Source organism: Providencia burhodogranariea DSM 19968, assembly GCF_000314855.2.
Classification (GTDB): Bacteria; Pseudomonadota; Gammaproteobacteria; order Enterobacterales; family Enterobacteriaceae; genus Providencia; species Providencia burhodogranariea.
The window spans coordinates 456,879-463,981 of the sequence record NZ_KB233222.1 but is presented as its reverse complement, the minus strand read 5'-3'; the positions used below and the strand labels follow the sequence as shown (position 1 = coordinate 463,981).

The following is a 7,103-nucleotide window of genomic DNA, read 5'->3' as shown; positions in this document are numbered from 1 at the left end:
TATGGTCACAACTGCAAGCATTAATATTTTCTTTATCATTTTACGTTCTCCCCCCATTTAGCTATCATTTTTTACACCTGTCTCAAATGATCACTTTCCGTTCAGGTGTATAGTAAATGCATTTTCTTTATTTCATAGTAATGCCCTACTTATTTAAGAATAGCGTTATATTGATTAATTGAATGTACCGTGAAAAGCGGATATTAATTTAATTGCAAGCACAAAATGGTTGATTCAATTTTCAATAATACTTATAGAATCGAAGTGCTTTAGACCCTACTAATTTCCCCCAGAAAACAAACAAAAACCACGAGTATGTTTAGATTCGTCGTAATAATATTACATTTAGGTATGCAAGATATGGCTGAAGTATCTTAGAAGTCGAGCATTTCTCTCCCCTAACTTCACCGAGCGAGGGCTATTTTTTCTATTCTTTTTTTTAATTTCTCTTTTCGCCATTAGGTCACATTGAAATCATGATATTTTGTCGATCTTCGATATATTAAAACTTATATAACGATGAATTGATCGGTATCATCTTCGCGTCCAGTAATCTTCGTTGTAATGACAACGATTTTACCCATTAAAACAATAAAGGAAGCATAGCAATGCATCGTCGTTCTCCATTGGCGTTACTTTTATTTTCACCTTTTTCAATGGCATCTTTGAATAGCGTGTCTGATGTCATTGTGGTTAATTCCACGATGCCAAACCAACAAGCCATGACGTCCACCTCACTTTCTATCAATAAAGAAATGATGGAAGCACAAGGTAGCTTAAACTTAGCAGATGTTTTGCAAAATACCTCAGGTATTCAACTACGTTATGGTGGGCAAGGTGTTCCACAATTAGATATTCGAGGATATAAATCCCGCCATATCACTTTTTTAGTTAACGGTGTCCCACAAAATAATGCATGGAACAGCCAGTTTGACCCACAACTGATCCCTGTAGAACAAATTGAACGAGTTGATATTGTAAAAGGTGGCTCAGGATCTTTGTTATATGGCGCCGGTGGTTTTGGTGGCGTTATTAATGTCATTACTCATGGGCAATACATACCTAAAACTCGAGTTTCTATGGGTGCAGGTAATGGTGAGCATTACAATTTAAGTGGCAGCACCTCAGGCGTAACAGATTCACTTGGTTACACGGCCAGCTACACCTTCGATCGTCGTAATGGTTTTCCTATGTCCGGCCACTTTGATCCTACCACCCAGCAAGGAAAAGGATTACGAGAGAATAGCGATAATCAAAGCCACACAATATCAACATCGTTAAATTGGCAAGCTACTGAGCTCACGCAGCTTGGGCTTAATGTCAATTACCATCGCGATAGCTGGGGTGTTCCCGATAAATTAAACCGAGGTGGAAATGGTGGTGGAAACGGCGGTGGAAACGGCGGTGGCAACGGCGGTGGCAACGGCGGTGGCAACGGCGGTGGCAACGGCGGTGGAAACGGTGGTGGAAACGGCGGTGGAAACGGCGGTGGCAACGGCGGTGGAAACGGTGGTGGAAACGGCGGTGGAAACGGCGGTGGCAACGGCGGTGGAAACGGTGGTGGAAACGGTGGTGGAAACGGCGGTGGAAACGGCGGTGGAAACGGTGGTGGAAACAAGATTGTTGGTAACACATTAGCGGAAACCAATAATAATGTGAAACAAAACGATAAATATCAGCGTATTAACCCTTCAGAACATTATGATATTCAAACTACGTTTGATACGCAATTAACCGATACAAACACATTACGAGGCTATACGTGGTACTCACGTGAAGCTCGAGACATTCATTATAAACATTATGCTTTCCCCGGTGATCAACGTACTGTTAGCCAACGTTATGGTGGAAATTTGCAATGGGTACATTCACAAGAAAACTATACAGTTACCAATGGAGTTCGTATTTTTCAAGACAGTTGGCGTTGTGCTGGCGAATGTGGAACTGAAAACCAACGTCGCACAATTGACCAGCAGGAATGGGTCATGGAATATCAATATCACCCAGTAAAAACCTATGGAATTGCAATAGGTGGAGGAGGGTATCACAATAATCCTGCTGACAGCGTCGATTATGCTGGGCAAATTTCAGCCTTTTGGTACCCTGCGGAGGATACACGTTTATACAGCTCTGTATCACATCGTATACGTTACCCCGACCTACGCCAATTGTATGAAACTGAGTTTGGCAATTCGTCTTTAAAACCTGAAACATCCAACTATTATGAAATTGGCCTAGAGCAACTGATTTTAACAAACCTTCAATTTAACTTAAGTTTATACACTAGTGACATCTATAACTATATAGAAAAAGCTACAAAAGCATCAGCGGAACGCTACGAAAACTTTGATCACTATCGCTTTCAAGGAATTGAAACCGATGTGAGCTATTTCATCACTGATGGTGTCGATGTAAATATTGGCTATTCTTGGTTAAAAGCTAAAAACATGGGGAATGACAATTCAAAATCTGCATTGCAAGGTCGCCCAAAACATAGCGTGTTCATTGGGTTAAACGCAGATTTACCATTGAATATGCATGCCGCCATTCAAGCCCAATCATTTTGGGATAGCGTCCAATACCAAGGTAAAACACAAACCCCCGTAAAATTGGACAACTACCAATTGGTGGATTTCAGCTTATCCGGTATTTCGCCGTGGAAACCTGTAACTTGGCAATTTACGGTCAAAAACCTCTTCGATAAAGATTACGAGCAAGCACTTAACTTCCCTCGCCCGGGCAGAGAATGGTTCTTCCAAGTAACAACTGATTTTTAATGGAAATATATATGTTAATACGAATTCGATATACCCTGTTATTGCTGTTTTTTCTAATGTTTTTGACGCCATTGAACAGTATTGCTCAATCTATAAATGATAAAATAGTTCGTGTTGCCGTGATTGGTGGCATGGTATACGCCGATTTATGGCGTGAAATAGCCAAACGCTTTGAGAAAGAAAGTGGCTATGATGTTAAAGTGGTCGTGTCTGGTGAACGCCCTGAACTCAAAGAAGCTATGGAGCTTGGCAATGTCGATTTACTCACTATGCATTCAGGGGACATTACCACCGATTTAGTTGCTGATGGTCATGGTATTAATATGCGTCCATGGACACGTAATGACCTTGTGATTTGGGGGCCAAGCTCTGATCCTGCCGGTATCCGAGGCATGAAAAATGGTGCTGCGGCTTTAGCAAAAATAGCCAGTACTCAAGCAGCATGGATCGATTTTCAAGGTATTGGACCTCGTGAAATGGCGCATAATTTATGGCGCAGAGCAGGTATTAAACCTGCTGGTGATTGGGTATTAAAAGATGATTTAGGTGGCGGTCGCGATTTTCTACAACAAGTTGCTGACCGTAATGCCTACATTATTACTGGGCGAATGCCTGTCTATGTCGGAAAATGGAAAGCTAACGATAAGATGACCATCCTTGTCGATCAAGACCCTACCATGCGCAGGCCGTATATCGTCATGGAAACCAACCCAGTACGTCATCCTAATGTTAACCACCAAGGTGCCAAAGCACTTGCCGATTTCTTACTGAGTGAAGAAATTCAGACTTTTTTAGCACAATATGATGGTGTAGTAAAAGATGGCAGGCCGCTGTTTTATCCTGTATGGCCTTATGGTGAATTAGAAAACCATGATCATCTCACTAAAAATTGATCCTTAGAAAAAATTGGCATAGGCGAAGTAGCTCTTATTCTTGAATTACGCACAGATCCAAATTTAAATGAAAGGTGAATTTAAAGTGGGTTAAAGCAGCTACAGCAAGTACCCCCTAATAAATAAAGGGGGTACAACTAGTTTATTGATATATTACAAACTTCACGCTGAATATAAATCAACCAAGTAATGGCAAATACGCCGCAAACAAGCGAAGGTAACATCATGATATTTAATATTTGCCAACCCTAATGATTTAGCAACCCATTAATAGCCAAGACTCACTATAAAAATGCTCATATCGTTGTTGGTATCTCAGGGATCGCATTTGATGGATATTGATATGAAATTATTTAACCGGATAAATAGCAGTACCACCATTAATACCCAAAAATTGATTTTGAGTTTAATTGCCATATCAAATTTAACGTAACACATGTCAGCGAGGAGCGAACACCAATGACCTTTAGAAAAGGCCAAAGTCTGTAATAAAAAATATACACATATCTTATTGTACTGATATTAACATATACTTAGGATTTCGAATGTGTAAAAATAAGTGAAGTTTTTACTATAATTTAATTAAGGCAACATAAATGATCAATCTCATCGAAGACAGCGAAATTGAAAAAATATTAAAAATATGGTTAGATGCTTCTATTGAATCACATCACTTCGTTGATGAAATTTTTTGGCGTGATCAGCTTGATGCAATGCGAAATATTTATATTCCATCAGTGACAACCCGTAGCTTTAAAGAAAATAGTAATATTCTAGGATTTTATTGTTTATCTGGAAATTCAATGCATGCACTATTTGTATCACCCGATCAGCAAAATAAAGGTATTGGCAGTTCTTTATTATATGATGCTAAAAATCATTGTGATAATTTAGAATTAACTGTTTTTAAAGAGAATTTTTCAGCTGTTCGGTTCTATAAAAAACACGGTTTTATTAAAATTAACGAAAAAGTAGATCCACATACCAAGCATCTTGAATTATTTATGAGATGGAGTAAGGTATAATTAACCCTATCCATATAGCTATTAAAATTAATAATTAAAACTATAATTTAGCTTTACTTATTAAGTACATTTTTTGACATTAAGGTTTTTATTTTTAATTACATTATTACTTAACTAAATACTATTTTATAATATTTTTCAATAAAATGATTTTTTATTGGATTTTTGAAAGAAATTATCCAATTTAGATAACAATATCAAAATCGCTACTAAATTATTTATTTCCTGACATTCTATAGAGAATAAATTCCTATGGAATATATTCGTATTAAAGCGAATAAGTTCTCTTACCTATCAACACATTTTCTACACTAACTAAACTAAAGCAAACAAGCAGATTATTTTTCCGAGATGACGAATAAAAATTATTTACTAAGAACCCTAACATGAATTTCATCCTTGGTTATTTATCTGAATTAAACACAACCTTGAAATCTAATTATTTTTATGGAAACTATATTATTAGTTAGGACATATATCAGATACGTTATTCAAGCCTTGTTGTTGATGTTCAAAAGAAATAGTTTTAGTGTCGTCATCACGATTAATACGTAATACATAAATACTATCAAAATCACTACCAGGCCATTTAGGGATCAAGTCAGGGTTTCCACCTTCATGCGTCATAATATCTTTTGCGGCTTTGACTAAATTATCATGTTCCCACGCAATAAAAATCACTGCGTTTTCATATCGTTTATTCAGCAAAGTTTTGCGTAATTCTTTGGTTTCTTTTGCATGGTAATGAAGATGAATAGGTAAAGAAACTTTAATTGCTGTTGGTGTGATTGTTTGAACTGCACGCAATGAACTACCTAACTTACCCTGTTTAGGGGCTGAGGCAAATAATGCATCTGGCTTACCAAATTGAGTAATGAGTACATCAGGTAGAGCTAAAGCGCGATTTAACCCCTTACAAGTTAATTGCCCACTATCGTTGTTAGGTTTTTCACCATGTCTTACAAAAATAATTGTTTGCGCCGAATACGCCATATGGCTAAGCCCCAACATAATTAAACTTAAAAATATCAATGTATTGCGCATAAAATCACTCTACTTTATACGTTAGTAAATTATTACTCTCATTATAGTGGTATCCGCTATGAATACCGCTAATCTTTTATGTATTAGGACTTAAGTTGCTCTTCCTTTTACTGTATCTCATTTTATGTTTAAAAATAAAGTAAAAAGATATTAATAGCAGTGTCATCAATATTGCACCATAAGCATTTGTTGCTTGCATTAGGTTAATTCCAAATTGATTCATTAATAAACTCATTATCAATACAGGCATACTAAAAGCTAGATAGCTTTCAATATAGAAAATAGAAATAAGCTGGCCTTTTTCAGCATGATTTATGTTGCTAAAAAGGCAAGACATAACCCCCATAAAGCTTAAACCAAAACCTATTCCAGCTAATAGGCTCCCCAAGAATAAACTATTTGCCGAGGATGTATTCGCGCCTGAAAGGATGAGTAACATACCACTTGAAATAAACGTAATTCCGAATAGCATTGCGTTGATATAGCTAACTTTTTTCAAAATAACAATGGCGACTGAAGCAGATATAGTAAGGAGTAAAAATGCTGACCCGCTTACCCATACACTTGGATTAATAAACACACTGGACAACAATGAAGGCATTAATGATAAATAAAATCCACTCAACATCCAAAGAGCGATATTAATTGGTGAAATAGTCAAAAATTTTTCACGTGCAGCTACTGGTATGCTGACTGTCGGTTTAAGTGAAGAAATTGCTCCGTATTTACGCTCTCCAGTCTCTGTCGTAAAAACAAACAGCCCTAGAATTAACGCTAAGATAGCAATTAAAACTATAAATACATCTCTAATGGGGGCTAATGTTAAGCTGATTACTGAGCAAGAAATCATCATTCCGGCAGCCATACCGATCATAGGAGAAAAACTATTAATTTTTGCTCCTAACACTTTATTAATATCAATAATGCTTGCACAGATTGATGATGTTGCCAGACCTGTTGCCAATCCTTGGAGTGCCCTGGCGACAAGTAGTTCAGATACCGTATTTGCAAATAAAAACAATATCATAGATAACGACAATAAAAGTATAGCTATAAAAATCACTGGTTTTCTACCGATATAATCAGAAAGTGCCCCCGCTATTAATAACGTTAACAAAAGTGAAAATGAATACACTGCAAATATCAATGTTAACATAATAGTCGAGAAGCCAATTTGGCTTTGATAAAGATTATATAACGGTGTTGGAGCACTTGAAGCTGCTAAAACAAATATAAAAACAAAAGTGTAATAAATAATGCTTTGAGATTGATTGAATTTAAATTTAGTAAATAAATAGCAGGATAATGGTTTCATAACCTTACCTTAACGCAATAAAAATGCGATAATATACCTACAACAACAC

At 36.7% G+C, this 7,103-nt stretch carries 5 protein-coding genes; 3 read left to right on the top strand and 2 right to left on the bottom strand.

The genetic code is table 11. The features are described from left to right. The first annotated feature begins 608 nt into the window (after positions 1-608). The 3 genes from OOA_RS19700 to OOA_RS01900 all read left to right on the top strand — a co-directional run bounded on the left by OOA_RS19700 (position 609) and on the right by OOA_RS01900 (position 4,695). Positions 609-2,777 (top strand): TonB-dependent receptor, encoded by a 2,169-nt coding sequence (locus tag OOA_RS19700; protein ID WP_008910432.1) that lies wholly within the window; start codon positions 609-611, stop codon positions 2,775-2,777. A gap of 11 nt (positions 2,778-2,788) precedes the next feature. Beyond that, positions 2,789-3,670: an ABC transporter substrate-binding protein gene (locus OOA_RS01905; RefSeq protein ID WP_008910431.1), complete on the top strand. Its 882-nt coding sequence runs from the start codon at positions 2,789-2,791 to the stop codon at positions 3,668-3,670. A 596-nt stretch (positions 3,671-4,266) separates the two neighbouring features. Further along, positions 4,267-4,695, top strand: coding sequence for a GNAT family N-acetyltransferase (locus tag OOA_RS01900; protein ID WP_008910430.1), 429 nt, complete (start codon positions 4,267-4,269; stop codon positions 4,693-4,695). Positions 4,696-5,157: 462 nt separating this feature from the next. Here OOA_RS01900 and OOA_RS01895 read toward each other — a convergent pair whose 3' ends face one another. Beyond that, positions 5,158-5,739, bottom strand: a complete 582-nt coding sequence (locus tag OOA_RS01895) for a histidine phosphatase family protein (protein WP_008910429.1) — start codon at positions 5,737-5,739, stop codon at positions 5,158-5,160. A 76-nt stretch (positions 5,740-5,815) separates the two neighbouring features. Next, positions 5,816-7,054 carry an MFS transporter gene (locus tag OOA_RS01890; RefSeq protein ID WP_008910428.1) on the bottom strand — a complete coding sequence of 413 codons (1,239 nt, stop codon included), beginning with the start codon at positions 7,052-7,054 and terminating at the stop codon, positions 5,816-5,818. Positions 7,055-7,103: the final 49 nt, after the last annotated feature.